General features: G+C 56.8%; 24 protein-coding genes and 3 pseudogenes. 12 read left to right on the top strand and 15 right to left on the bottom strand.

The features are described from left to right. Nucleotides 1-5: 5 nt before the first annotated feature. Entirely contained in the window at nt 6-923 is a 918-nt protein-coding gene (locus ACYZTY_RS16725) for a LysR substrate-binding domain-containing protein (RefSeq protein ID WP_461954644.1), read from the bottom strand. A 354-nt stretch (nt 924-1,277) separates the two neighbouring features. Between ACYZTY_RS16725 and ACYZTY_RS16720 the strand changes: the two genes are divergently transcribed. Further along, nucleotides 1,278-1,730 carry an Ohr family peroxiredoxin gene (locus tag ACYZTY_RS16720; RefSeq protein WP_461954643.1) on the top strand — a complete coding sequence of 151 codons (453 nt, stop codon included), beginning with the start codon at nt 1,278-1,280 and terminating at the stop codon, nt 1,728-1,730. A 104-nt stretch (nt 1,731-1,834) separates the two neighbouring features. After that, entirely contained in the window at nt 1,835-3,040 is a 1,206-nt protein-coding gene (locus ACYZTY_RS16715; RefSeq protein WP_461954642.1) for an epoxide hydrolase family protein, read from the top strand. Nucleotides 3,041-3,180: 140 nt separating this feature from the next. Here ACYZTY_RS16715 and ACYZTY_RS16710 read toward each other — a convergent pair whose 3' ends face one another. From ACYZTY_RS16710 to ACYZTY_RS16685, 6 genes are all read right to left on the bottom strand, one after another. Beyond that, nucleotides 3,181-3,633 (bottom strand): hypothetical protein, encoded by a 453-nt coding sequence (locus ACYZTY_RS16710; protein WP_461954641.1) that lies wholly within the window; start codon nt 3,631-3,633, stop codon nt 3,181-3,183. Between the two features lie 85 nt (nt 3,634-3,718). Continuing rightward, on the bottom strand, nt 3,719-4,750 hold the full coding sequence (gene ahr / locus ACYZTY_RS16705) for an NADPH-dependent aldehyde reductase Ahr (RefSeq protein ID WP_461954640.1): 1,032 nt from the start codon (nt 4,748-4,750) through the stop codon (nt 3,719-3,721). 299 nt (nt 4,751-5,049) lie between these two features. Next, on the bottom strand, nt 5,050-5,478 hold the full coding sequence (locus tag ACYZTY_RS16700; RefSeq protein WP_461954639.1) for a nuclear transport factor 2 family protein: 429 nt from the start codon (nt 5,476-5,478) through the stop codon (nt 5,050-5,052). Nucleotides 5,479-5,496: 18 nt separating this feature from the next. Further along, nucleotides 5,497-6,243, bottom strand: a complete 747-nt coding sequence (locus tag ACYZTY_RS16695; protein ID WP_461954638.1) for an SGNH/GDSL hydrolase family protein — start codon at nt 6,241-6,243, stop codon at nt 5,497-5,499. A gap of 146 nt (nt 6,244-6,389) precedes the next feature. Then, nucleotides 6,390-6,791 carry a hypothetical protein gene (locus ACYZTY_RS16690; protein WP_140894195.1) on the bottom strand — a complete coding sequence of 134 codons (402 nt, stop codon included), beginning with the start codon at nt 6,789-6,791 and terminating at the stop codon, nt 6,390-6,392. A 131-nt stretch (nt 6,792-6,922) separates the two neighbouring features. Next, nucleotides 6,923-7,495: a chorismate mutase gene (locus ACYZTY_RS16685; protein ID WP_461954637.1), complete on the bottom strand. Its 573-nt coding sequence runs from the start codon at nt 7,493-7,495 to the stop codon at nt 6,923-6,925. A gap of 192 nt (nt 7,496-7,687) precedes the next feature. On the opposite strand from ACYZTY_RS16685, the gene ACYZTY_RS16680 reads away from it, so the two are divergent. Next, nucleotides 7,688-8,593, top strand: a complete 906-nt coding sequence (locus ACYZTY_RS16680) for a LysR family transcriptional regulator (protein WP_461954636.1) — start codon at nt 7,688-7,690, stop codon at nt 8,591-8,593. Between the two features lie 3 nt (nt 8,594-8,596). Here the strand turns inward: ACYZTY_RS16680 and ACYZTY_RS16675 are convergent, their stop codons facing one another. From ACYZTY_RS16675 to ACYZTY_RS16665, 3 genes and pseudogenes are all read right to left on the bottom strand, one after another. After that, complete coding sequence (locus tag ACYZTY_RS16675) at nt 8,597-8,998, bottom strand: RidA family protein (protein ID WP_461954635.1); 402 nt, start codon at nt 8,996-8,998, stop codon at nt 8,597-8,599. Between the two features lie 170 nt (nt 8,999-9,168). Next, a complete protein-coding gene (locus ACYZTY_RS16670; protein ID WP_461954634.1) occupies nt 9,169-10,500 on the bottom strand; it encodes an IS4 family transposase in 1,332 nt (443 codons plus the stop codon). Nucleotides 10,501-10,633: 133 nt separating this feature from the next. After that, a pseudogene (locus ACYZTY_RS16665) lies at nt 10,634-10,798 on the bottom strand (phage infection protein); the annotation flags it as partial. 219 nt (nt 10,799-11,017) lie between these two features. Between ACYZTY_RS16665 and ACYZTY_RS16660 the strand changes: the two are divergent. The 4 genes from ACYZTY_RS16660 (at nt 11,018) to ACYZTY_RS16645 (ending at nt 16,292) form a co-directional block, all read left to right on the top strand. After that, nucleotides 11,018-12,568 carry a phospholipase effector Tle1 domain-containing protein gene (locus ACYZTY_RS16660; protein ID WP_461954633.1) on the top strand — a complete coding sequence of 517 codons (1,551 nt, stop codon included), beginning with the start codon at nt 11,018-11,020 and terminating at the stop codon, nt 12,566-12,568. Continuing rightward, nucleotides 12,568-13,224, top strand: coding sequence for a DUF2931 family protein (locus ACYZTY_RS16655; RefSeq protein ID WP_461954632.1), 657 nt, complete (start codon nt 12,568-12,570; stop codon nt 13,222-13,224). Before ACYZTY_RS16660 ends, ACYZTY_RS16655 begins: the two co-directional genes overlap by 1 nt. Before the next feature lie 237 nt (nt 13,225-13,461). Then, entirely contained in the window at nt 13,462-15,135 is a 1,674-nt protein-coding gene (locus ACYZTY_RS16650) for a hypothetical protein (protein ID WP_461954631.1), read from the top strand. Nucleotides 15,136-15,446: 311 nt separating this feature from the next. Continuing rightward, a complete protein-coding gene (locus ACYZTY_RS16645; RefSeq protein WP_461954630.1) occupies nt 15,447-16,292 on the top strand; it encodes a helix-turn-helix transcriptional regulator in 846 nt (281 codons plus the stop codon). Nucleotides 16,293-16,338: 46 nt separating this feature from the next. Here the strand turns inward: ACYZTY_RS16645 and ACYZTY_RS16640 are convergent, their stop codons facing one another. Beyond that, nucleotides 16,339-16,848 (bottom strand): YkgB family protein, encoded by a 510-nt coding sequence (locus tag ACYZTY_RS16640; RefSeq protein ID WP_461954629.1) that lies wholly within the window; start codon nt 16,846-16,848, stop codon nt 16,339-16,341. Nucleotides 16,849-16,977: 129 nt separating this feature from the next. Next, a pseudogene (locus ACYZTY_RS16635) lies at nt 16,978-17,130 on the bottom strand (VOC family protein); the annotation flags it as partial. A 103-nt stretch (nt 17,131-17,233) separates the two neighbouring features. On the opposite strand from ACYZTY_RS16635, the gene ACYZTY_RS16630 reads away from it, so the two are divergent. The 3 genes and pseudogenes from ACYZTY_RS16630 (at nt 17,234) to ACYZTY_RS16620 (ending at nt 19,477) form a co-directional block, all read left to right on the top strand. Then, nucleotides 17,234-18,160 carry a Gfo/Idh/MocA family protein gene (locus tag ACYZTY_RS16630; protein ID WP_461954628.1) on the top strand — a complete coding sequence of 309 codons (927 nt, stop codon included), beginning with the start codon at nt 17,234-17,236 and terminating at the stop codon, nt 18,158-18,160. Nucleotides 18,161-18,213: 53 nt separating this feature from the next. Next, nucleotides 18,214-18,456: pseudogene (locus tag ACYZTY_RS16625) on the top strand (VOC family protein); the annotation flags it as partial. 256 nt (nt 18,457-18,712) lie between these two features. Continuing rightward, nucleotides 18,713-19,477: a tetratricopeptide repeat protein gene (locus ACYZTY_RS16620; protein ID WP_461954627.1), complete on the top strand. Its 765-nt coding sequence runs from the start codon at nt 18,713-18,715 to the stop codon at nt 19,475-19,477. A 655-nt stretch (nt 19,478-20,132) separates the two neighbouring features. On the opposite strand, the gene ACYZTY_RS16615 is transcribed toward ACYZTY_RS16620, so the two are convergent. Together ACYZTY_RS16615 and ACYZTY_RS16610 are read right to left on the bottom strand one after the other, a co-directional pair. After that, nucleotides 20,133-20,432 carry a hypothetical protein gene (locus ACYZTY_RS16615; protein WP_461954626.1) on the bottom strand — a complete coding sequence of 100 codons (300 nt, stop codon included), beginning with the start codon at nt 20,430-20,432 and terminating at the stop codon, nt 20,133-20,135. Between the two features lie 128 nt (nt 20,433-20,560). Next, nucleotides 20,561-21,235, bottom strand: coding sequence for an NADPH-dependent F420 reductase (locus tag ACYZTY_RS16610; protein ID WP_461954625.1), 675 nt, complete (start codon nt 21,233-21,235; stop codon nt 20,561-20,563). 170 nt (nt 21,236-21,405) lie between these two features. Here ACYZTY_RS16610 and ACYZTY_RS16605 point away from each other — a divergent pair, with 170 nt between their 5' ends. Both ACYZTY_RS16605 and ACYZTY_RS16600 read left to right on the top strand, forming a co-directional pair. Further along, complete coding sequence (locus ACYZTY_RS16605; RefSeq protein WP_461954624.1) at nt 21,406-22,008, top strand: eCIS core domain-containing protein; 603 nt, start codon at nt 21,406-21,408, stop codon at nt 22,006-22,008. Further along, on the top strand, nt 21,932-22,468 hold the full coding sequence (locus tag ACYZTY_RS16600) for a putative 2OG-Fe(II) oxygenase (RefSeq protein ID WP_461954623.1): 537 nt from the start codon (nt 21,932-21,934) through the stop codon (nt 22,466-22,468). The genes ACYZTY_RS16605 and ACYZTY_RS16600 overlap by 77 nt, the downstream gene beginning before the upstream one ends. Nucleotides 22,469-22,632: 164 nt before the next feature. On the opposite strand, the gene ACYZTY_RS16595 is transcribed toward ACYZTY_RS16600, so the two are convergent. Next, nucleotides 22,633-23,127 (bottom strand): PaaI family thioesterase, encoded by a 495-nt coding sequence (locus ACYZTY_RS16595; RefSeq protein WP_461954622.1) that lies wholly within the window; start codon nt 23,125-23,127, stop codon nt 22,633-22,635. Nucleotides 23,128-23,158: the final 31 nt, after the last annotated feature.

Raw genomic sequence — 23,158 nt, 5'->3', positions numbered from 1 at the left:
GGTATTCACCCCTTGGCTCGGTGACGCAAGCGCGAGTAAGAAATCAGCATGCTGGTCAGTTCCTGTGTGACTTGGGTGAAGGGTGACACCCGGCGGCTGATCAAGCACACCTCACCTGACTCCAGCGGTTCCCGAATTGAAATGCTGATAAGCGACGAACAAAACAGCTTCATGCCGGGAAGCATGCTGGGTTCTATGGTCAGGTAATCCGTCTCGGAAATGATGTGCAGGATTTCCAACAGTGATTCGGTGGTGATCACGATCTTCGGAGGAGGTAAGCCTTGGGTCCTGAACAGCTCGATCAGATGCTTCTCCGCGCTACCGATAACGCCAGCCGGCCGGACGCTGATCCACTGACAATCGGCCAGGTCGTGCACTGATCGAGCCTGCGCCATGGGATGCCCCTTGCGCGCAATGACGCTGGTTTTCGAGTGGTAAAGCCGCTCGATCTGCAGGTCGATATCGCAGACATCGGGGCTCAATGGACACATCACAAAGTCGAGCCGGCCAGCGCGGATCATCTCGATCAGCATCTTCGACTTTCCACTGGCGACGTGCAGCTGCACTTTTGGAAATCGGCGGGTAAAACTGCTGAAGACCGGCATCAAACACGCCGCCAATGGTTCCGCTGTGACACCCAATGCGATCTGACCTTCGGGCGCTCCATTCCATTGTCGGACGTCTTGTACCGCGCGATCGCAATCCAGAATGATCGAGCGTGCCCGGGTCAGGAACACCTTGCCGGCCAGGGTCAGACTGATGCCTTGATTGGATCGCACCAACAAGGTGACCCCCAGTTCTCTTTCCAGACTTTGAACCGACTCGGTCAACGTGCTTTGGGCCGCGTCCAGTTCCCGTGCCGCCGAACGAAAGCTGCCCTTGTCGACCACTGAGCAGAAGGCTCGAATCTGGATCAGCTTCATGAAGCAGTGATCCAGTTGTTGCCGTTGTGGCCATGGGAAGCGTGATCGGCAGTGATAAACAGCGGGTGGCTGCTTCCGGTGTTCATGGCTGAGTCTCCAAATGGCAAGGTTGCGATAGCTTGTTATCGTGATCGATTAAATCGTATGCGATGTATAAATATTCCCCCAAAGATCCAATGAAGTCAAAGCTGACGTTGCGCCTTGGCGACGAGTGGTGGTGGGCGGAAAAGCCGAAGGTGATCGGTTTTTCCGTTCTTCTCGGTGCCTTGGTCGCGCCTATAAAATCAATGCCGTCAGATAGTTACGTATCTTTTGTGCTATCTGAAATCTTATAAAAACTTCAAGGAATCACCGATGAGCAACATCGAAAAAGTCCTGGTGACCGGCAAGACTCACACCACCCTGAGCAGTGCCGGCAACACCCCGCGCGGGCACAACGGCAACCTCGACATCGAACTTTCAACGCCCGGGAGCGCCAAAGCCGCCCACTTATTCGCCGCCACTCAACCGCACCCGACGGCCGAGCAGTTGTTTGCCGGGGCATGGTCGGCCTGCTACATCGCAGCCGTTGGCCTTGCGGCCAAAGAGCTGAAGGTGACGCTTCCAGCCGACGTGTCCGTCGATATCGAGATCGATTTGGGTCAAACCGGGAACGCTTATCTTCTGCAGGCCCGGTTCGATGTACGGCTGCCAGGCCTGCCCCATGAGGTCGCTTGCGCTGTCGCACATGCTGCGGATCAGATGTGCCCCTACTCGAAGGCGACACGCGGCAACATCGACGTTGAGTTTAATGTTCAGACGTCGTGATCAAACAACTTTCTCTAACCAGACGTAAGTTTTGCGGCGCTGCGGCAGTGACCTGTGCGGCTGCACCGTTAGGGTTACTCGGTTTATCAATAAAGACTGAAACTATGACTAATAATCCAACAAAAACAAAGAGTTTTTCCGCTGAAATACGCCCCTTTCATTTCAGTGCCCAAGAGGCAGAACTTTCAGAGTTGCGCAGACGTATCGAAGCAACGAGATGGCCGGACAAGGAAACAGTCAATGACTCCTCGCAAGGTGTGCAACTGGCGACGATCCAGAAACTGGCCAGACACTGGGCAACAAAGTATGACTGGCGAGTAATCGAATCCAAAATAAACGCAGTTCCAAACTTCATTACGAATATTGATGGCTTGGACATCCATTTCATCCATGTCCGCTCCAAACACGAGAACGCGTTACCGCTGCTGATGGCGCACGGTTGGCCTGGCTCGATTATCGAGTTGATGAAAGTCATCGGCCCACTCACCGACCCTACGGCACACGGCGGCAATGCCTCCGATGCGTTCAGCCTGGTGATTCCATCGATGCCGGGTTACGGTTTTTCGGAGAAACCGACCGAGGCCGGCTGGAATCCCGAGCGTATCGCCGGTGCCTACATCGAGCTGATGAAGCGTCTCGGATACACCCGGTACGGGGCGCAAGGTGGCGATTGGGGTTCTATCGTTGTCGATCTGATGGCCGCAAAGGCGCCACCTGGCCTGATCGGTATTCATTCGAACATGCCTGGCGTCATCCCCCCTGAACTTGATGCGGCATTGTTTCGCGGCGACCCGGTACCCAGTGGTCTTTCTGCGGAGGAGAAGCAGGCGGCTGATCAACTCGGCAAAACCTACAAGCACATCGGCTACGCAATCATGATGGGCGACCGGCCTCAGTCGCTGACAGGTCTCAATGATTCACCCGTTGGCTTGGCAGCCTTCATGCTTGATCACGATCCTAAAAGCTACGAGATGATCGCCCGTTCCATTGACGGACAACCGGAAGGCCTCACACCCGATGACGTCCTCGACAACATCACGCTGTTCTGGCTGACCAAAACTGCCGTTTCCTCGGGGCGGCTCTATTGGGAGAACAAGTCGACATTTTTCGCCATCAAGGGCGTCACCATCCCGGTTGCGGTTAGCGTGTTTCCTGATGAACTGTATGCAGCGCCGAAAAGTTGGACGGAGCAGGCTTATCCCAAACTTGTGCATTACAACAGGCTTCCCAAAGGCGGGCACTTTGCTGCGTGGGAGCAGCCAGCGCTTTTCTCGCAGGAAGTCCGCGCCGGATTCAAGTCGCTACGGTAAGTGACAAGCCCACAGGCATCGAAGACCTGATGTTGTCATAATCAGGGTGGTTCGGATCGTTGATCGTCATGCGTGAAAATGATCCGAACCGCGCACCCGACGGCTAGGACGCGACCCGAAAGACGAGCGCCAGGCTCTGGCTACTTCGCTGCGCCTCCTTGCTTGATATCCCCGCAAAAAATATCGATGTTGCCACTCTCTGGAGCCGTTCGCACGAGGATGTAATAGTCACCGGCAAGCAGATCTTGCAGTGCGATCGGCGCGCTTCTTGAGAACGACCAGCCGCGTACGGCTTCGCGCGTGGTGTTGACCTTGTCATTCATTGCAAAGGCGACTGGCCCGGGTTGCTGGCAGCTGCCTTTATGGATGAAGGAATAGAGACGCAAGGGCAGAGTCGCTCCGCTTGGAGCCCCACTGATGAAGAAGCTGAGTCCGGTTTGTTTGTCCCAGCTTGTCAGCGTTACATTGCCGATCTGCCCCGTGTTCTGCCGAGTGGCAACCAACGGGACAGACACGCCATGGTCAGTTGAGGTGGCGCAGCCGAACAGGCTGGCGGCGATCATTAGGATTGCAAGTGAGTGTCTGAAGTTCATTGCCAACTCCTGCGTAAGAACTGCAAGCAGACCAGACGATGCGGTGAGGCTCGGGTGTCTGGTTTTCCATATCAGCGCCAGTCCGTTATTTACTCGCATCCAGCACAACGCGATAACGCGCCTTGCCGCTGCGCAGGTGATCGATCGCGTCGTTGACCCTACTCATGGGAAAGAGCTCGACCTGCGGCAGGATCTGATGACGTGCGCAGAATTCCAGCATGGTCGCCGTATTACTCGGTGAGCCGACCGGCGAGGCGGACAAGGTTTTTTGTTGGGGAATCAGGTTGAACACATGCACGGGAATGGCGTCGGGCACGATGCCGACAAAGTGCAGGCGACCCTTGCCGCGCAGGGTGGCAAGCATGGCTGTCCAGTCGAGGTTGGCGTTGGCGGTCACCAGCAGGAAATCCAGGGTGCCGGCAATGGCGTTCAGTGCGTCGCTGTCGGTCGAGGCGACGACGTTGTGCGCGCCCAGGCGTCGGGCTTCGTCGGTCTTGATCAACGACGAGGTAAACGCCGTGACCTCACAGCCCCAGGCATTCAGGAAGCGCAGTGCCAGATGACCGAGGCCGCCGATGCCCACCACACCGACCCGGTCAGTGGGTTTGACGTTGAATTCCAGCAACGGATTAAACACCGTCGAGCCGGCGCAGAACAGCGGCCCGGCCTTCGATGGGTCGAGTTCGCCCGGTATCGCCAGCGCCCAGGCCCAGTGTGAACGCAGGCGATCAGCAAAGCCTCCGTTGCTGCCGATAATGGTCGGTTTGGCGGTGCCGCACAGATGGTGCGCGCCGCCGATGCACGAGGAGCAGTGCATGCAACTGCCCTTGTACCAGCCAATGCCCACCCGTTGTCCCACTTCGAGCCCGCGTACCTGCGCGCCCACTCGCACAATGCTGCCGACCACCTCATGGCCAGGCATGAAAGGGTAGTTGCTGACGCCCCATTCGTTATCGATCATCGACAGGTCAGAGTGGCAGACGCCGCAATATTCCACGGTGACTTCCACCTCCTCATCCCCCAACGGACCGGGTTCGTAGCTGTAACGCTCCAGTGGCGCGCCGGCCGCCGTTGCGGCCCAGCCGGTGAAGGACGTGACTTCGGTGCTATCGCTCATGGGATACCTCCAGATCAGGAGACATAGGGAGTTGGCTGCTTGGGTGTCGCTGCGCGAGCAAGGCAAGTGCAGCGACCGCCTGAAAGGATAGTCCGGGATCCGGGAACCAAGGGGGGTAACCGACAATCAGTTCGCCAGGTGTTGTTCGGTGATGACGGTACGCTGATGGGTGTCTGAATTCGGCGGGCCATGCGTCTGAGCAGGTTAGCGACATCCTGCTCATCCCTGGTCATAGCGGTGGCCTTGTGAACGAGGTGCTCGGGTTGCCCGTAGCACCTCGCCCAAACGATGCAACGCAATCAGGCTTTGCTGGCCGCCAGATACGCGCCAAGGCGTTGTCCCATCTGCTCACCCAACGCTTGCAAGGCGCTGAATGGGCGGACCATCACCTCGAACTCAACGATTTTTCCTTGTTCATTGAACCGGATCATGTCGATGCCCTTCAGCTCTTTACCGCTGACTTTGGCGCTGAATTCCAGGACAACGCTCAAGCCGTCGGCTGTCGACAGTTCGCGGTGGTAAACAAAATCCTCAAACACTTCGATGACCGTGTTGAGAATCATCGATACCACGGCCGCTCCCGGGTAAGGCGTATGAGCCATCGGCGAGCGGAATACCGCGTGTGGGTCCAGTAATTCGGGCAGGGCGCTCAAGTCACCCTTGCGGATCATGTCGTGCCATTGGTTCAAGGATTGTGCGGCGTTGGGATGCAGGTTCAGTTCAGACATTTTCAACTCCTGTAATTTTTATTGTTGTGCAAACGTCGAGGGATGTGAGGCGGTTTCTCGAAAGCGCTGATTAATCATTTCAGCCGCATCGTCTGCCCACAGACTGTACATCGTCGGGCCGGGATGAAAACCATCGCGCGCCATTAAACCGGCCACGGGTGCAAGCCGGGTTGCCAACATCGTACATTGATCTTTGCGATCAGCCAGGTCAGCGAGGTGCTTGTTGAAGCGGGTAGCCCTGATCCCCAGGTACCAGCGCAACGGTTGCGGCAGAGCGGGAAACAGATGCATGGGTGGAAGAGGGGAAATGATGATCTGCTTCACCCCGAACTTGCTGCACAGCAGGTCCATCAACTGATGTTGTCGAGTGACCCACTGATCGGCAGTCAGTGTGCTGGTGACATCGTTCACGCCGATAGACAACAGCACCACATCGAAGGGTTCCGGCGAATTGTGCTCGAGCAGTTCCAGTATCGCTTTTGAATCAAGACCGGATCTGGCCCAGAGTTTCCAGTAAACCTGGTAATCATTGGCCAATCGGCCGACCAGTTGTCCACTGAGCGCTTCATCCTGAGTTGAGGCGCCGACACCCGCAGCGGCGCTATCTCCCAGAATTAATAGCCGCAAGGCGTTGCCGCTACCGGCCATGCCTTGGCGTTCGCCTTCGGCTTCCGGCAGCTTTGGCGTTACCCGCCGAGTGTAGAGGCCCTGAATGAGCAACAAGGGGCCGAGCATTATCTTTGCAAGCGCTTCAGTGTTGCTCATGCCGGGTTTCCGATGGTTTGTCGCAAGACCTCAATAGTGCCGTCAAGATCGAGCGGCGGCTAGGCAAACGCACTGGAAAGCGCTCACGAAAAAGCCCGGCTGATGAGGCCGGGCTTTTCGTTGAGTACCGCGGTGAAACCATTCATTTATGCAGCGCGGCTTTCGATCAGACGGTCGGAACCACCTTCGGCAACGCGGTTTTCGATCAAACGATCCGAACCACCTTCAGCAACGCGGTTTTCGATCAGACGGTCGGAGCCACCTTCAGCAACGCGGTTTTCGATCAGACGGTCGGAACCACCTTCAGCGACGCGGTTTTCGATCAGACGGTCGGAACCACCTTCAGCGACGCGGTTTTCGATCAGACGGTCGGAGCCACCTTCAGCGACGCGGTTTTCGATCAGACGATCCGAACCACCCTCAGCCACACGGCTTTCGATCAGACGATCCGAGCCGCCTTCAGCGACAACCGGGTGAGCAGAAGTCGCGGCGAAAGCGTTAACTGCAAAAACCGAGAAAGCAATGCTGAGAAGGATTTGGCGTTTCATGAGGGTGTGCTCCGGGGTGTAGTTGTTTGGTATGGACGCGATGTTACGCCCCGGAGTTTTTAAGAGAACTTCATTGAGTTAATGGTGACTATTGACGCAGTCAATGGCTGCACCGAACGGACATCGCCCTGTCACTGATCCGCGACACACAACTCCCCGGTAGCGCGTATCAAAGCCTGACCATGCAGTTGGTCCTTGATCAGGCCGGCTCGTGCCTCCCCCAGCCATGTCGGGCAGTTCGGGTCTTTGCGGTAGGGCGCGAAGTCGGCGTATTGCTGCAACAGACGGTTTTGCAGCTCATCCAGCTGTGGGCGGATCTGCTTGGCAAGGTCCGGCCGCGGGGTGTCAGGCGCCTTGCCGGCTGCCCGCCAGTTAGCGACCAGCCCGTACTGCACGAGCTTGTTGGCTTCGATCTGTGCGGCGATCAGCTCGGCGACCTGTTCCGGGTCCAACTTTCGTTTAACGGCCATTTTCCTGGCATTGGCGATGACTTGCGCTTCACGGATGCTGTCCTGGATCGGTTTGCCACTGTCCCACTTGGTCAGCGCCACGAGATCACCAATGTTCAGGCGCTCGTTCATTGTCACCAGCAGCGGTTGCAAACTGTCGGGCACCGGGGCGGGCGTGTTCGCCTGTGCGCCGCCAGCGAGTAAACCGACCAGGGCGCAGGTCAGCAGCTGCGGGACATGTGGGAAGCAGGGCATAAGCAAAACCTCATCAGACTCAGGACTTACAAACTCAGGTGTTGTGTATCACAGACGGACGCCAAGCATACAACGCTTGGAGCGCCCGCTGAGTTAGACTGAAATGCAGAACAAATATACTGATTTCAGTCAGCACTGTGCAGATTCATGGACAGTAAGGCTGCATGTTCATCATGAGGCGGGTAGACCACTGTGAATCAACTTTTAGCAATGCGTGCTTTTGTACGTGTTGTGGAAACAGGCTCTTTCAGCCGGGCTGCAGACCAGCTGGCGCTTCCACGTTCGACCGTCAGCAAGTTGATAACCGACCTCGAAAAGCATCTGGGTATCAAGCTGATGCACCGAACTACACGTGCAGTTGCCGCCACTTCGGATGGGCTGGAATACTACAGTCATTCGATGCGTCTGATTGCCGAACTGGACTCAGTCGACACCGCCGCGCGTGGCAAAAAGCTCAAGCCGGGCGGACACCTGAGGATTGATGCGCCAGCCTCCTTCGCCAATTGCCTGCTGATACCCGCGCTGCCTGATTTTCATCGCGAGTATCCCGATATCACCATTGCCTTAGGTATCAGCGACCGTCCCGTCAATATCGTTGGCGAGGGCGTGGATTGCGTCATCCGCGCCGGTGACCTGGATGACATGACGATGATCGGGCGCAAGATCGTCGACCTTCACTACGTCACCTGCGCAACTCCCGCTTACCTCGAACGCATGGGTACGCCTGCTTCCCCGATCGATCTCCAGACCAACCATGTCCAGGCAGGCTACTTCTTTGCCGCGACGGGTAAACCGGAACCCTTGGTTTTCAACAACGGCACTCATCGATACGAAATCGGTGGCTGCGAATTTTCGACGAATGACGGTAACGGTCTCAAAGAAATGATGCTCGCGGGTCTGGGCATCGGGCAGCACTTCACGCGCATAGTTCAGCCGTATCTGGACGCCGGCGAGTTAGTTGCCGTTTTGGAAGACTGGTCTCGGCCCGCCATGCAGTTTCATGTCCTCTATCCCCCCAATCGACATCAAAATGCCCGGTTAAAGGTTTTCATCGATTGGGTGATTCAGACATTCCGGGAAGAGTCGCCTATCCATTGAGACTCAAGGAACAATGGCGGTCACGCGGATTTCAATGCGCATCGTTGGAAGACCAAGCGCAGCGACCCCGAGCTGTGTCCAGATGGGGGCATGGTTGGGCATGTAATGGCGATACAGCCTGGCCATCGTCTCGTTAACTATCGGGGGGAAACCGCCGACATGGTAAGAGTTGACGTGGACCACATGCTCCCAAGTGGCACCCGCCGTCGCGAGAGTTCGCTCCAGGTTTTGAAACGCTTGAGCAATCTCGTCCTCGATTGAATCGGGAATCTGCAGGTCGTTATCCCAGCCGCCCTGGCCTGAAGTCTCCACTCGATCGCCAATTTTTAAAGCTTGCGAGTAGTGCAAAGCGTTGAGCAGGGTTTCGCCATAACCGGGTGTAACAAAAAACTCGGGCTTGTTCATCGTATTCCTCTATTCAGTTTAATATTTGGTGGAGGCTTCTACCTGTGGTAGATGCTAATAGACTGAATAGCGGATCAATAGCCGTTAAAGCTGTCATGACTATCCATGTGCATGGATAGTTGGATTAATGTTGTGCACGAAAAAGCCCGGCTGATAAGGCCTAATGCTGTTCACTTAAGCGGAGCAGCCTTACGGTCTACTGGAAACCGGGTTTTTGAAATTTTCACCGTCCTTGGTCTCGAAGGCCTTGGGCGGTGATCCAGAAACAATCCTCCAACACCTGCTCTTAACTCAGCCAAACGTCTTCCTGTCGCTGAAATAGGGTTGGCCGCTGCCATCACGATCAGTTGCACGGCGATGTACTGGCACGCCGGTTTGAAACGGATGTCCGAGGGGGCTCGGCCAAACGCCACCGCTGCCTGACTGGCCTCTCGACGAATCACGTTGTAAGCCAGCAAAAGCCCCCACACTTCTTGATAGATCAGCTCGACTTTTTTACTGCGCAAGGTCATGGCGTTCTGCTGCATCGAACTCTTGATGTCCCTGAAGCCCAACTCGATCTCCCAACGCTCCTGATAAAGCTTGGCAACAGCCTTGGTGTTGTAAGCCTTGGCCGGCAACGACGTCATAACGGTCTTCACCTTGCCTTGAATTTCATAGCTGACTTCGCGTACTTCCCAGTGCGATGGAAGAGCCGGGTTTCGCTTTCTGGCCTGCGGCGAGACTTTCATGCGCACCAAACGGTCGTGCTGGCTGTAACGGGCCACTTCCTCGCAGATCAGTCCTTTTTTTGCCGGGATCAACCAATGACGGTTGATGCCTGCTCCGCTCAGGCCCGACAGCAGCTCGGCACCCCAGAAACCTTTGTCGAACAGCGTCACCGAGTGGTCAGGAATCTGCTGCAAAAACTCGTCGGCCAAGCGCATTTCACTGCGTCGGTAAGGGCTCAATTGAGCATCCATGATCACGTGCGAACGCACATTCATCAGGGCCACCAGGCGCAACATCGGAAACGGCGTCTGGCGGTCGCTTGGAGTGTTTCCCGAGCCGAAGTGATCGCGGAGCTCGGGCGTATCCGGAGTACGCAAAAGTGCACCGTCTACCGCAAATACCTGCAGATCATGCCAGGCATCGTCGTCATAGCGCTCCGCACCCCATTGGGTGCCGGTCTTGCGGAATAACCACTCAACAGGATCGGCACCGAGTCGCTTGCGCGCCTCGGTCACGCCACTGCGAGCCAACAAGTGATCAGTGGCAAGGCCTTGGGCGCAGATGTTCAAACGTCTGGCGACCTCGTGAACCGGCTCGTCACGAAACAACGCCATGCCAAGCACCAGCCAAAGCACTTGGTCAGCGGGCAAGCGACGTCGGCGAATGGTCGCCTGACTGGATAGATCCAGCGCAGACGCTACCCACTCGATGGGAATGTTTTGGGTGAAAGTACTCAGGTCGCAGAAGTTGAAAAGGTCGCTGAGGTCGAGCAGGTCTTGTTGAACAGACATAAAAAATCCGATGCCAGAGGTCTGGCATCGGATTTTCGGATAAGCCCCGCTTGGACTCAAATACTTAAGTGAACAGCATTAGGCTGATAAGGCCGGGCTTTTCGTTGGGTATTGCGGTGAAGCCATTCATTTATGCAGCACGGCTTTCGAGCAGACGGTCGGAACCACCTTCAGCGACGCGATTCTCGATCAGACGGTCGGAACCACCTTCAGCGATAACCGGGTGAGCAGAGGTAGCGGCGAAAGCGTTTACTGCAAAAACCGAGAAAGCGATGCTGAGAAGGATTTGGCGTTTCATGATGGTGTGCTCCGGGGTGTAGTTGTTTTGGTATGGAGCCGATCTTACGCCGCGGATTTTTTATGAGAACTTCATTGAGTTGATGGTGACTATCGACGTCGGCAATGGATGGACGACGTTCAAATCCTTTGGGTGATGGCCTCTGGCTACGCGTTGCTTGATTGGATCCACAGTGGCACCCTCAGCGCCCGCTGTACCAAGGAGCCAGGTGATCAAGGAATGAGTGGATACGTCCCCAACCCCCCGAAAAACTACCGATACGACGAAGCCAAACCCGTCGACATCCATGCCCGACGCTGGGCGGAGTATGAGAAACACGGCAAGGCACCGGCACCTGCGAAAGAGAAAGTCAGGGTCGCGCTGCGCATTGGGGTGTTCTTTGACGGGACGCTGAACAATGCCGGCAACTCGGCTTCCGGGCTGCTTTGCGGCGCGCATCATCCAATCCAGCCAGCGGATGTTGATGCGAGTTGTAAGCCCTATATGGCAGATCCTGAAGGCAGTTATGGGAATGATGTCAGTAATGTCTCCAAGCTGTTTGATCTCTACCCCGCAGCCAAAGACGTTGATGGTGAAGGCACTGTCAGGCTTTCCTTACGCAGCCTCTACGTGGAGGGCATTGGGACGACCGGAGGAGCAGAAGATAAGTTATTGAATGCCGCCACCGGACGTGGTGATACCGGTGTTGCGGCCAAAGTCCAGCAAGCATTTTCCGATCTGAATGATTCGATAAGAGAACTTATTGATAAGAGCCCTGGTTGCGAAATCACCTCGCTGACCTTTGACACGTTTGGCTTCAGTCGGGGGGCAGCGGCGGCCCGTCACTTTGCGAATGAGATAGTGCGTTGCAAGCAAGGACCATTAGGGGAGGTGTTGCGTAGAAACCCCAAAGGGTTCAGTTCCAGCTTCGGCAATCAGTTCAACAGCGAAATCATCATGGGCTTTGTCGGATTGTTCGATACCGTACCTTCCGTGGCGGGCTTAACGAATTTTGGAAACATCCAAAGCCCGGTTGCTCCTGGGATCAAGCTATATCTGGATCGCCGATACTTTACCGATGTTGTCCAACTTGTCGCACGTGACGAACACCGAGCGAATTTCGCATTGAGTACAGTTGTGCCCGCCTACCCGGAAATTCCGTTGCCCGGGGTGCACTCCGATATCGGCGGTGGCTACCGCGAAGTCGTGGAGGAGTGTGTGCTGGTTAATCCAATGCAGGCGCTTACAGTGCCGCATGGTACGGATGTCCGCTCCACTTCCATTTACCTGGATGTCCAGCAGCAGAAAGCACGCATGGTGGCCCAGGGTTGGCCCGAATCCATGCTGGAAATTGTGACCCCGACGCCAAGCGTTGCACCTGCCTGGGAACAGGAGAAGGCAGGGCCGAAGAAGCAGAGGGTGTATGCAGGCTTGCAGCTCAAGCGGACTGTCAATGGCAAACTGGCTGTGGTTTACCTGCGTTTGATGCATAAATTGGCAAAGGAGAAAGGTGTGCAATTTGAGGTGATCGACGAGAATGACCCTGCTTACAGCGTGCCTCCTGAACTTCAGCCTTTCTGTGACAGAGTGCTCGCCGGCGAATACAAGCCAGAACCCGACGAAGAAGAGTTATTGAAGCTGAAATACGTTCACATGTCCGCCAACTGGAACAACCCGATTGGTGGGAGTCGTGAGAAGGGCGTAACCCTCCGCTACGCCAATGCACCGACCGACGACGGTGTACGGGTGCGCCATCCTCATGTAGCTGATTCCCCTTGGAGAACATTTTGATGCGCGCATTTTTTTTTTTACTGAGTGCGTTTCTGGTCACCGCTTGCCAGGCAGCAGCGCCTCTATCTGATCAAGCCGACCCGAAGAATCCATGGTGGAGCCTCAGTTTTGTTGAGCCCACCTACATGAAGGTCTGGGTGGAAGACACTGCTGTCGAAGACATCAACGGGAAGCTTTTTCGCCGCACTGGTGGCGGCACTGCAGCAAGTGATGAGCCCGCGGGTGATGCTGAATTTGCTCGTGGCTGGAGCGAAAAAATCAGCAGTGGTACTCGCGGTGTAGTCGGTGCGGATTTACCCAAACGTATTTACGTTCGTTGGCAGTCGGTAGTCGAGCCGCAAACTTATCGTGCATGGGTCGACATTCCTGAAGTGGCTCGACAAATCTTGCATGCCTCAGTGAATGAACGTTGTCCATCCAGGCCTGAAGAAACGGCCAACTACAGGGCCAAGGTTTATCTTGGGCTCGCGCCTGGAGGTATTGTGCAGGTGTGGGTACTGGATAAATGTATGAAATCAATCAAAGTTGCCCACGCCCAAGCGGAGATTGAGTCTTTGGGGCCTCACCTTGGGAAATCTGGCGGCAAGTATTATCCGCTATCCGAAAAATCCAAGCGCTACATCGAAAAATACGGCATCCCTTACGGCAGTTGGTAAAAACCGAAACACCAACCAATAACGGGCACCTCACTGGCGCCCGTTTTCATTTACTCCACAGCCCCGGAAAAACCGCCGGCGCAAACCTGTCGTCGGCTGTACCTCTCAACCAGGAGCGCAGGGCTATGCTTTACCTCCTCAGCTATCAACGGTCTCCAGGAAATCAGACCGCTTCATCATCCCCGTCCGCAAAGCATTTCCTGCGAGGTTTCATGCTCTGATCGAGAGGCTAAATCGATGCACGACTATTACGATTTAGGCACCTACAGCCGCGCGGTAACGACCCATTCACCCCAGGCCCAGCTCTGGTTCGATCGCGGTCTGATCTGGTGCTACGGCTACAACCACGACGAATCCATTCGCTGTTTCCACAAAGCCATCGAACACGACAGCGGCTGCGTGATGGCCTACTGGGGCATCGCCTACGCCTCGGGGCCCAATTACAACAAGCGTTGGGATGCGTTCATAGAGCAAGAGTTGAAAGAAGCCGTGGCCCGCGCCCGGCTTGCGACGCACACCGCGTTGGCGCATCTCGAGGGTGCCAAACCGGTGGAGCAGGCGTTGATCCGGGCGCTGGATAAACGCTATCAGGCTGATGAAGCGGCCAGCCTTGAGCAACTCTTCGCCTGGAACGACGCCTACGCGGCGGCCATGCGCGACGTCTACAAATTCTTCCCTGATGATCTAGACGTCGTTGCGCTGTTTACCGAAGCGCTGATCGACCGCACGCCCTGGCAATTATGGGATCTGAAAACCGGTACGCCGGCACCGGGCGCCGACACACTGGAAGCGGTGGCCGTGCTGGAGAAGGCGCTGCGGCGGATGGAGCAGCACGGCGATGCGCCGCACCCGGGTGTGCTGCACATGTACGTCCACACGATGGAAATGTCGCCTTACCCGGAGCGGGCGTTACGCGCCGGCGACGTCCTGCGCGACCTGGTGCCGGACGCCGGGCATCTACGTCATATGCCGTCGCACATCGATGTGCTCTGCGGCGATTACCGTGGGGCCATGATCACCAACAGCCGGGCGATCCAGGCCGACAGCAAATACCTGCAACAGGAAGGCCCCATCAATTTCTACACCCTGTACCGAAGCCACAACTACCACTTCAAACTCTATTCGGCGATGTTCCTCGGGCAGTACCAACCGGCCCTGAAAGCCGCCGATCAACTGATCGCTACCATCAAGGAAGAGCTGCTGCGCGTGGAGCAGCCGCCCATGGCCGACTGGCTGGAAGGCTTCGTGTCGATGAAGGTCCACGTGCAGATCCGCTTCGGCAAATGGCAGGACATACTCGCCACGCCGCTGCCCAATGACCAGGCGTTGTACTGCGTGACCACCGCGATGCTGCATTACGCCAGAGGCGTGGCGCACGCGGCTTGCGGGCATGTCGCCGCCGCAGAAACCGAACAGCAACTCTTCATCAATGCCCTGAGCCGAGTGCCGGCAACACGTTATATCTTCAACAACACCTGCCTCGACATACTGGCGGTCGCCGATGCCATGTTGCGCGGGGAAATCGAGTACCGCAAAGGCAACCACGACAGCGCGTTTGCGCACTTGCGTGAGGCCTTGGCACTGGACGACAACCTGCCTTATGACGAGCCATGGGGCTGGATGCAACCGGTCAGACATGCATTGGGCGCGTTGCTCCTGGAACAGGGCAGGGTGGAAGAAGCCTTGCAGGCCTATCGAGCCGATCTCGGACTGGATAACACACTCAGCCGCGCGTCCTGGCATCTGGACAATGTGTGGAGCCTCCACGGTTATGTGGAATGCCTGAAACGCCTGGGACGGGACGCTGAAGCCGCGGCTGCCAAAACTCGACTTGACCTGGCAACGGCCCGGGCTGACGTGGAGATTACGGCGTCGTGTTTTTGCCGGGTTGGGGAGCGCTGCTGCAAGTGATGCATAAAAAATCGACGGTAGCGTCAAGCCACAACGCGACCTGTAGCAGCTGGCGAAGCCTGCGTCCGGCTGCGCAGCAGTCGTGAAATCAGACGACGAGGTGTTGCAGGAAGTCCGCGAACTCAGGTTTCACGACTGCTGCGCAGCCGGACGCAGGCTTCGCCAACTGCTACATAAGTTGGGTGATCGCAGAAAAACCGGAAAATTCAGACCGGACATGACATTGAATGCCGCATGAGAATGAGCCCAATCGAACCGCAAACCGTGGGTGATATGCTGCAGCGTATCTACATCTCGCCAAGAGATCGCCCATGGACCGCTTGTCTACCCTGTTGTCGCAGTTCGGCGTGCGCGCAAACCTTTTCTACAACGGCAAGCTATGCGGCATGGCGGCATACGATGGCGCTGACCAGCGCGGTCATATTCATCTGCTTCAGGCCGGTGCCGTCACGTTGCTGGGGCTCGATCGCAAGGACTTGGTGCTGACCCGGCCCAGTCTGATTTTTCTGCCACGCCCACGCCGCCATCAACTGTTTGCCGGTGAACCAGAAGGGGCGCAACTCCTGTGCGCGTCAATGGAGTTTGAGGGCGGTATCGATAACCCGTTATCGGCTTCGTTACCCGATTTGCTGGTGCTGTCCCTGGATGAGCTACCTCTGCTGGCCGACACGCTGAGATGGATGTTCGTTGAAGCGGCCGGCGGACATTGTGGCAGGGAGGCCGCGCTGGATCGCTTGTTCGAACTGCTGATCATCCTGTTGTTTCGGCATCTCCTCGACCACCACCAACTACGTACCGGAATGATGGCCGGGCTGGCCGATCCACGACTGGCGCGCTCTCTGGTACAGATACACAACGCACCTCATCGTCCCTGGTTGATTGCCGAGCTTGCTAGCGAGTCGAACATGTCGCGTGCTGCCTATGCCGTGCATTTTCGGGTCGTTATAGGGCAGACACCGGCTGATTACCTATTGAGTTGGCGTATCAGCCTGGCGCAGAAGCGTTTGCGTGAAGGGCGGCCGATTACACTCATCGCCGCCGAGGTCGGTTATGAAAGCCCTTCGGCGCTTGCCCGTGCGTTTCGTCGCAAGACGGGCTGCAGTCCCCGGGACTGGATGAAGGATTCGGCAGGAGAGGGTGAAGGAGAAATGGCCTGAAAGCATCGAACGGTTTCAGACCATTCCAGGAGGACAAATCATCGTTTTAACGGCTTTCCAGAGCAGTCAGAGAATGGCCGGCCACGAAGATGGAAACGGCAAGCAACCCGATGTCTTTCAGGAGAAACTGACCTGGCGCAACCGAAATGGCTGGGAAACCGAGGCCGGGTTCAATCACGCCGGGTGTCGAAAACATAAAGCTCAAGGTCGTGAAAAACAATCCTGCCGACAACGCACCACCGATCAGTGACAGCTTGGGTGAAAGCAGGCGGCCAGCAATAAGAACACCGATCGAGACTTCCAGGACACCGAGCAGACTGGAGAACGTATCGACACTGAAAATGTTGTAAACCCAACCCAGGAAGGGGCTGTTGCTCACCAGCGGAACCAGGCCCTCGGCTTCATAGTGCGTAAATTTCATGCCGCCAAACCAGAAGTAAATGATGGCAAGAGCGACATAAGCACCATAGGTGCCGATCGCCGTGGTTCTAACCCCGAGCGAAACTTTCTGAGAGGTGCCATTCGTTCCGTAGTTCTCAATGTTCAAGGTATTCATGATTCAGGCTTCCAATAGTGTGGGGACTCGAAACCCAGCGCGGTTTGCGTTGGGAGTGAACACAGTGTTGCCTTTGATCCCACACTCGTGGCTTCTGAACGTATTGAGAACGGTGCAGATCGTCTTGACTCACTGTTGGGCGATCTGGATCAGATTGCCGCAAGTGTCTTCGAATATAGCGGGGGTGCCCGGTCCCATCGCCGTCGGAGGCTGAGTGAAATGGACACCGTCGGCACAAAGCCGCGCGTACTCCGCTTGTACATCGTCGACCCCGAGGGAGGTGCGCCAGAAGGAATGCATGCACGTCATCAATGACTTGCCCGCTGCACAAACGTAATCTTGCCGATTCGCGTATCAAGATAAAACAAAAAATCAGGAGTCATTGATGCAACCGATCCGTCTCGGTCTGGTGGGCTACGGCAAGATTGCCCAGGATCAACACGTCCCCGCTATCAACGCCAACCCCGCGTTCCAGTTGGTGTCTGTCGCAACACAAGGGCAGCCCTGCGCCGGGGTGGAGAACTTTCAATCCCTGAGCGAGCTGCTCGAAAACGGCCCGCACGTCGACGCGATTGCGTTTTGCACCCCGCCACAAGGACGTTTCGCGCTGGTGCAACTAGCGCTGGCCGCTGGCAAACATGTGCTGGTAGAAAAACCGCCGTGCGCCACGCTGGGTGAAGCGATGGCGTTGGTGAATCTGGCTGGGGAGCAAGGCGTCAGCGGTTTGTTTGCCTGGCATTCACGCTACGCGCCCGGCATCGAAGCCGCCCGTGACTGGCTGGCCACCCGCACCCTGCAAAGCGTACAGATCGACTGGAAGGAAGACGTGCGCAAGTGGCACCCCGGCCAGACATGGATCTGGCAACCAGGTGGCCTGGGCGTCTTCGATCCCGGCATCAATGCCTTGTCGATTGCCACCCATCTGCTGGCGCTGCCGCTGTTTGTCGAGTCTGCCGAGCTGCGAGTCCCCAATAACTGCCAGTCGCCTATTGCCGCTTCCATCAAAATGTCTGACGCGCGTCACCTCGATGTCCGCGCGGAGTTCGACTTCGACCACGGTCATGACGAACTCTGGAGCATCGAGATTCGCTGCACCGAAGGCATCCTGCGACTGGACAACGGTGGCGCGCTGCTGAGTATCGACGGCGTGCGCCAGGCCGTATCGGAGGAGGGCGAGTACGCGGCGGTGTATCGACATTTTCAACAGCTGATAGGCGACAAAGCCAGTGACCTGGACCTCCAGCCGCTGCGACTGGTTGCCGACAGCTTTTTTGTCGGCAGTCGCGTGTCGGTTGAGCCGTTCTACGATTAGTGTTCGGTCAGGTAAAGGCAGGAGTACTTCGGCGATGATTTGCTCTTTGGGCGACGGGCGACGGGATGATTTACCGCCATTGCTACTCGACACCGGACATCGAGAAGGCCTATGACGAATTGATCGCCGCGGGTGTCCAGCCCGAAGACGAAAACGGACAGCCGTTGGCCCGCGAAAACCTGCAATCCCCGTCCGGTGCACGCATCATCTGGTTGCCCAAGCGCTTCGGGCATTTCTCTATAGAGATTCTGGAAGACAAGGCGCTGGAGGCGTTTGTCGAGGCGGCGTTTGCCTGAGAAATGCGGTGGTGAACGTTCGCCTTTAGCGCATTACACGCCTGATCGCTGCCTTTGCTTTACTTGAATGACGATCGCGAGACTATGCCCGCATACTGACCGAGGCCCGCATGCCCTTGACCACTCTTGTGCGTTGTTGCAGTGGGAACTTCAGGGTATTGGCCAGGTCAATTGGGGCCCTGTATCGGAAATGCCGAGCAGCGCTGTAGTCTGTTTTACGGCAGTGCCGTCCGAGATCAGTCGAGTCCGCCCCCTCATGCCAACCAAGAGTTTTCTGCCGGGTCTCATCCTGGTGTTCTGCGCCGTTGCATCTCTTTGTTCGGTTGCTGCTGAGCGAAGAGCGGCAGCGCAAAGTAACAGCGCTTCAACCACCCTAATCGAAACCGCCTCGCGGCAGTATGAAAATGGCCAGTTGGACCAAGCCGCTGCCACGCTGGAGCGAGCCCTGCATATCCAGCCGAACAATCCCGCGACGCTGCATTACCTCGGTGTGTTGCGTCTTCAGCAGGGGCAGTACCAGCAGGCTGAAACCTTGGCGGCGCGCTCGAACATGCGGGTTGGTCGCAACGTCGAGTTACGCAACCGCAACTTCCAATTGATCCAGGCGGCGCAGCAGGCCCAGTCTTCGGGTACCCCACCCAGTGCCAAAGCGGACCTGGTCGCAGTTCAGAAGAGGCTGGAAGTGGAGACCCAAAGGCGCAGCGAAGCAGAAATGGGCGTTGTTGAACAATCCACTCAGGACACTGGGCGCGGCGCTGGCAACTTCGCTCGCGCAAAGGCAGACCGGGTATTGGATTCACCGACGGTTGACAGGCCTCGGCCCGAAGGAAAATCGCAAATGGCTTCCGTCGAGCCAGAGCCTGCGTACGATGAGCTTGTGATTCCCCGTGGCCATTTACCGCCTCCGGGTAAATGCCGAATCTGGTTTCCTGATCGCCCGCCGGGGCATCAGCCCGCACCCGGCAAATGCAAGAAGCTGCGATATCGGGTTCCATCAGGGGCCTACTTGGTGCACGGTTGAGTTACTGAATGCCCACTTCTGGCCGGTTGCTGCCCGTCGTGAAAGCCAGCTTCCGATCTGACACTGGACTCACTAGCTTGGGAAGATCAGTCGTTTTGTCATTGCATCCGGACACCATTTTTTATGACATCGGTTCATTGAACATGGCCTCGGCATTTTTGTGTCGGGAGGCTGCCGTGCAGTTCAGGGTATACCCGGTACCACCCGTAACCGCATGAGCTGGAAAATCCCACCGCCCCAAATACATTTTGACTGTAATCCGTGAGCAAGCGTCGATGTGTCTCGGGGAAAATTACGAACAAGGAAATGAGCCCGGCCTGTCGTCGAATGGAATTGCGAGCAAAGGTGCACTAACGTTTAGTTGTAATGCCCTCGTGCCGCATTCCTATTCTGGTTGAGAGGTGGGTTTCATGAACAACATCATCTACATCGTCGGGTTAGTGGTGGTCGTCGTGGTTATCCTGTCGTTCCTCGGATTTGCATAAGTTCGAAGCCCGATTTTACTCCTCGTTTGTCCTCGATTTTTCCTGATGTGGACGTCCGCCTTATTGCCGTTCTTTAACGGGTGGAACGGGCGTCCTCCGCCACACGACGTGACTTCGTCCGCATCCTGCTGCCCACCGCAAACCGAACGACCTGCCTCGCTACCGCTCTATCAATTCCTGCACTCCGCCAACACCACTTGGCAGGTATTGGGCGTGCCACCGGATCGGCCGGCATAGCGGATGCAATTATCCAGGGATTTTTTGCGCGCCACGCTCAAGGTGTTGCCCCAGGCAAGGCCACCCTCGCCGGCGGTGGGGAGCGCTTTTGCATAGCAGGCCGAGCCTACGCTTGAGGTTGCATAGCGAGCGGTGGAGGTTTTGCCAGAACATCCTGCGATCAGCGCCAGGTTGATGGCAAGCAGGGAGGGTATGACCCATGACGAGCATTGGCGTGCTGTATTACCGGCCATCCCGTTTCCCCTGTATCAAGAGGCGATAGGCGTGTTTGTGGTCGTACTCTATTTAGATTAGACGTTGTTGGGTCCGGGATTGTATCGGTTTCAAAATTCGCCGAGTTTCAGTATTCCGGCATTGCTCGCTAAGGGCCCAGCTTTTGCTTGAGCTCGACCTCACTCCAGACGCCGCTGAGCGGGCCGCCCGGCAAACCTTCATTGGCTCGCGCCAGCGGGAAAAGCACCGGTACAAATCCGGCGTCGCGCACTAACCGGGCGCCGAGCTCTCGGGCTTGGGCATCGTCAGCGAAAACGGGAATCGCCTTGCCTTTGCCAGACAGGTCTTTCATTGATGCGTAGCCAATGGCATTGAACGCCCGGACCAGGTGCACTCCGGGCAGATATTGTTGATCCGCCAGGGCGACGCCCAGATCCAGCGCCTTGCGCCCGACGTCCCCATCACGTCCGCTGAATGGGTTGCTGGTGCTGAACACCACTTTGCCGTCCAGCTTGCCCTTCAGCTGTTCGGACAGCACCGGCATTGCGCCGTAGGGAACACTCAACACGATCACGTCGCCCCATGCCGCAGCATCGCTGACCGAGCCCGCCTGAGCGTTGGGGCCGACCGTCTTGACCAGGCCCGCCAGCTCCTCGGGGTGGCGTGACGAAAACAACACCGAGTGCCCAGCTTTTACCCATAGAGTGCCAAGCGTGCCGCCGACGTTCCCGGCGCCGATCACGCCGATCTTGAGCGTGTCCGCCATCGCCGGGCTGGTGCAGAGGACCAGGGCGGCAAACATCAGAGAGAGGATTCTGGACATGTACTGCGCTCCTCGGTTGGAACTCGGTCGTGGAATAACCGTAGTTGAGGCGACGTATAAACGATGCGGACGAGCAGGGGTATTTGATAAGCGGCGTGAGGCAGGTTCAGCACGGGAAGCTAATGTCTATGGAGCCGGCTCGCGCGCTGCGTCCGTGCCTGGAGCGCCCAATGTCGCCCATCATCACGCGCCTGGTGGCGCTGTTTGTTCTTTGCCTGACGCTTGAAGTGCCAGCCCGGGACAGCGCCTGTCCGGCTGGCGAAAAACAAGTGTGCCTGGACGACTGCATCTGCCTGCCAGACGTGGGACCGCTGCTCGGCCCCCTGCCTGATGACATCTACCAGATCGCATCACCTGCCCTGGCACTGTGGCTGACTCAAGCCCGCGCCGAAGCAGCCGTCGCCGGAACTCAACCCATTCCACCGAACATCCGGGAGCAACTGCTGCGCTGGTACGATCCCGGCGTTCTCGATACCGCGCGCTACAAAGTCAGCAACGACGGTCAGTTCAGCGCCGCCACTGCCATATTGCAAAACCCCGATGTCGGTGCCGTGACGCTGATTGACATCATCCTCTTCCGGGATGCGCAAACCGCTGAAGAGAACGTCGCACTCTGGGCGCACGAACTCAAGCATGTGCAGCAGTATCAGGAATGGGGCGTAGAAGGGTTTGCCCAGCGGTATACACAAGATTTCAATGCGGTGGAGGCGCCGGCTTATGCCGTACAGGCCGAAGTCAGACGGTGGCTGGCAGTCCGCGAACGATTTCCCTGAATGGGAAGGGGAAGCCTGCAATGCTTTTGTAAGGTTCGCCACTGAGTTCGCCATTCAACTGACGGCAGTTCATAGCGAACAATACGGGTTAACCGAGCCTGGTTTCGCGTGGAAACTCAACGCCTGGGCAAATGTAAATGAGGCAGGCCACAGCAATTCACTTCATGGGCAACCGGGTGCGTTTTGGTCAGGGGTTTACTGGGTCGACGCCGGCGGCCGAGAGGACGACCCTGCAGTTGGAGGTGATCTGGAGTTTGCAGACCCGCGCGGTATGGTTGCATCGACCTACAATCCTGCGCTGCGAATGAGAGTCGAAGATTGCCTGACTTCCGGCTTTAGTAGTACGTGTGCAGCCAGAAGTGGAACTTTCATCATGTTCCCGTCGTGGCTGATGCATTCAGTGCGACGTTTTGAAGGGGCGAGGCCGCGAATCTCTATCGCGTTTAACTTTGGCGTTTAAAGAGATTCGATTTACTTGAATCGCCGCTAACTTCAAAGACACATCTAAATGAGCGCTATTGTCCGATTGCAATCAGGCACGACTGACCTTTATTAGCCAGTTTTAGCCCATCAGCAAGAAAAGACATGCGCCCAAACAGACTGTCTCTGGAGCATGGAAACAACCTACCGATTATGCGCAACCGCCGCCAGTTGCTCGGTATCCACGCGAACAAAAACCGAGTCTCCAACAGCCGTTATAACGTCCCCGGCGTAAACCTCGCAAATGACACGGGTTTTGCGCCCGACATCGCCTTCCACTCGTGCACGCAGGGTCAGTGGTACGCCCATCGGTGTCGGTTTGATGAACTTGATGCCGAGGTTGCCGGTGACGCAATTGATGCGGGGGAGGCTGGCGGCTTCGCGGTTTTCCGCACGGTAGTGATAAGCCATTGCCGTCCAGTTTGAATGGCAGTCAACCAGCATCGCGATCAATCCGCCGTACACCAGATCCGGCCAGCCGCAGTACATGGCATCAGGCACGTGCTCGGCCATGACATGCACGCCGTCTTCATGCCAGAAGCTCTTGATGTGGAGCCCGTGCGGATTGCTGCTGCCGCAGCCATAACAAACGCCTTCAGGCGCGGCGGTGTCTTGCAAAGAGGTGTCGAGACTGGACATAACGGGGTCTTCCTCAAACAGGTGAACCAGA

Source organism: Pseudomonas sp. LB1P83, from assembly GCF_054897885.1.
The sequence above is the reverse complement of the archived record's forward strand: the minus strand, read 5'-3'. Positions and strand labels throughout refer to the sequence as shown.

Bases quoted from the DNA above. Each gene is read 5' to 3' on its own strand.
- ACYZTY_RS16725 (WP_461954644.1), bottom strand. From the start codon at position 923: ATGAAGCTGATCCAGATTCGAGCCTTCTGCTCAGTGGTCGACAAGGGC.
- ACYZTY_RS16720 (WP_461954643.1), top strand. From the start codon at position 1,278: ATGAGCAACATCGAAAAAGTCCTGGTGACCGGCAAGACTCACACCACC.
- ACYZTY_RS16715 (WP_461954642.1), top strand. From the start codon at position 1,835: ATGACTAATAATCCAACAAAAACAAAGAGTTTTTCCGCTGAAATACGC.
- ACYZTY_RS16710 (WP_461954641.1), bottom strand. From the start codon at position 3,633: ATGAACTTCAGACACTCACTTGCAATCCTAATGATCGCCGCCAGCCTG.
- ahr (WP_461954640.1), bottom strand. From the start codon at position 4,750: ATGAGCGATAGCACCGAAGTCACGTCCTTCACCGGCTGGGCCGCAACG.
- ACYZTY_RS16700 (WP_461954639.1), bottom strand. From the start codon at position 5,478: ATGTCTGAACTGAACCTGCATCCCAACGCCGCACAATCCTTGAACCAA.
- ACYZTY_RS16695 (WP_461954638.1), bottom strand. From the start codon at position 6,243: ATGAGCAACACTGAAGCGCTTGCAAAGATAATGCTCGGCCCCTTGTTG.
- ACYZTY_RS16690 (WP_140894195.1), bottom strand. From the start codon at position 6,791: ATGAAACGCCAAATCCTTCTCAGCATTGCTTTCTCGGTTTTTGCAGTT.
- ACYZTY_RS16685 (WP_461954637.1), bottom strand. From the start codon at position 7,495: ATGCCCTGCTTCCCACATGTCCCGCAGCTGCTGACCTGCGCCCTGGTC.
- ACYZTY_RS16675 (WP_461954635.1), bottom strand. From the start codon at position 8,998: ATGAACAAGCCCGAGTTTTTTGTTACACCCGGTTATGGCGAAACCCTG.
- ACYZTY_RS16670 (WP_461954634.1), bottom strand. From the start codon at position 10,500: ATGTCTGTTCAACAAGACCTGCTCGACCTCAGCGACCTTTTCAACTTC.
- ACYZTY_RS16660 (WP_461954633.1), top strand. From the start codon at position 11,018: ATGAGTGGATACGTCCCCAACCCCCCGAAAAACTACCGATACGACGAA.
- ACYZTY_RS16655 (WP_461954632.1), top strand. From the start codon at position 12,568: ATGCGCGCATTTTTTTTTTTACTGAGTGCGTTTCTGGTCACCGCTTGC.
- ACYZTY_RS16650 (WP_461954631.1), top strand. From the start codon at position 13,462: ATGCACGACTATTACGATTTAGGCACCTACAGCCGCGCGGTAACGACC.
- ACYZTY_RS16645 (WP_461954630.1), top strand. From the start codon at position 15,447: ATGGACCGCTTGTCTACCCTGTTGTCGCAGTTCGGCGTGCGCGCAAAC.
- ACYZTY_RS16640 (WP_461954629.1), bottom strand. From the start codon at position 16,848: ATGAATACCTTGAACATTGAGAACTACGGAACGAATGGCACCTCTCAG.
- ACYZTY_RS16630 (WP_461954628.1), top strand. From the start codon at position 17,234: ATGCAACCGATCCGTCTCGGTCTGGTGGGCTACGGCAAGATTGCCCAG.
- ACYZTY_RS16620 (WP_461954627.1), top strand. From the start codon at position 18,713: ATGCCAACCAAGAGTTTTCTGCCGGGTCTCATCCTGGTGTTCTGCGCC.
- ACYZTY_RS16615 (WP_461954626.1), bottom strand. From the start codon at position 20,432: ATGGCCGGTAATACAGCACGCCAATGCTCGTCATGGGTCATACCCTCC.
- ACYZTY_RS16610 (WP_461954625.1), bottom strand. From the start codon at position 21,235: ATGTCCAGAATCCTCTCTCTGATGTTTGCCGCCCTGGTCCTCTGCACC.
- ACYZTY_RS16605 (WP_461954624.1), top strand. From the start codon at position 21,406: ATGTCGCCCATCATCACGCGCCTGGTGGCGCTGTTTGTTCTTTGCCTG.
- ACYZTY_RS16600 (WP_461954623.1), top strand. From the start codon at position 21,932: ATGCGGTGGAGGCGCCGGCTTATGCCGTACAGGCCGAAGTCAGACGGT.
- ACYZTY_RS16595 (WP_461954622.1), bottom strand. From the start codon at position 23,127: ATGTCCAGTCTCGACACCTCTTTGCAAGACACCGCCGCGCCTGAAGGC.